Annotated in this window: 1 protein-coding gene; it reads left to right on the top strand. The window is 64.5% G+C overall.

Annotated elements, in window-relative coordinates:
* Positions 1 to 114: 114 nt before the first annotated feature.
* Positions 115 to 1,155, top strand: coding sequence for a tyrosine-type recombinase/integrase (locus ACT3SQ_RS19215; RefSeq protein ID WP_441458544.1), 1,041 nt, complete (start codon positions 115 to 117; stop codon positions 1,153 to 1,155).
* Positions 1,156 to 1,249: the final 94 nt, after the last annotated feature.

Raw genomic sequence — 1,249 nt, 5'->3', positions numbered from 1 at the left:
CCACGCGACCTTCGAGTCGACCTACTACTACGTCCACACCTCTCCTGACTTCCTGGACGCCTACGCCACCATCGCTCGCGAGAGCCAGTCGCTGCTGCCGGAGGTTGGATTCGAATGAGACGCGACCCGAAAACCGGAGCCCCGGACTTCTGGGTCCTGGCCCGAGACTTCTTCCACGCCTACATGCCCACCGTTCGCGGGCTGTCGCCGAAGACGATCGAGGCTTACCGGATCAGCCTGGAGTGCTTACTGACCTTCCTTGCCGACCACGAGCACCTCGACCGCGCAGATATGACGTTCGACCACTTCGACCGGCCCCACCTGAAAGCGTGGCTGGCCTGGATGCGGGCGGACCGACAGTATGCGGCGAGGACCATCACGCTCCGGCTCAGCGCCATCAAAGCGTTCCTGGCCTACGCCGCGAGTGAGGACCTCACCCTCGTCGCGCTTCACCAGCAGGCGAAGACGCTCAAAGCCCCGACCGCGCCCCGAGCACCCATCGAATACCTCACCGACGACGAGCTGCGAGCCGTGCTCGCCGCCTTCACCGGCCAGACGGCGAAATCGCGCCGGAACCGGATGCTGCTCATCCTCCTTTATGACACCGCTGCCCGCGTCGGCGAGATCACCAACCTGACCCTGCAGGACCTATCCCTGACCGCGCCCGGACGCGTCACACTGACCGGAAAACGCCACAAGACCCGCATCGTGCCGCTCACCGAGAGAACGATCGAGCACCTGCGCGTCTACCTCGCTGAGTTCCACCCCGGCCCGGCCACGCCGCCCGCAACCAGGCCGGTGTTCTACAGCCTGCACCGCGGAGAACCGACCAGTATCTCCTCCGACACGGTCGCCGCGGTTCTGAAAAAGGCCGCCGCGATCGCGACCGCGGACTGTCCCTCGGTGCCGGAGCGCATCCACTGCCACATGCTTCGCAAGACCAAGGCCATGGACCTCTACACACAAGGCATTCCACTGCCGATCATCATGCGGCTGCTCGGCCACGAGAACGCCTCCACCACCTCGGCGTTCTACGCCTTCGCGACCCTGGACATGATGCGCGATGCCATTGACGCCGCCACTCCGATGACCAGCACTCCGGCTGCTGAAAGACTCACCGAGGACACGCTCAATGCCCTCTACAACCTCCGATAGCGCCGCATCGGTAAGCCGAGGAACCAGCAGCGACCCCCGCTCCAACCACGCCAGACACCGAGCTCCTCGGCTTAACACAAACCTCGGCATAATC

It is taken from the genome of Brachybacterium sp. AOP42-C2-15 (assembly GCF_052377065.1).
GTDB lineage: Bacteria > Actinomycetota > Actinomycetes > Actinomycetales > Dermabacteraceae > Brachybacterium.
Note: the sequence above shows the minus strand (reverse complement) of the source record. Positions and strands in the feature narration are given on the sequence as shown.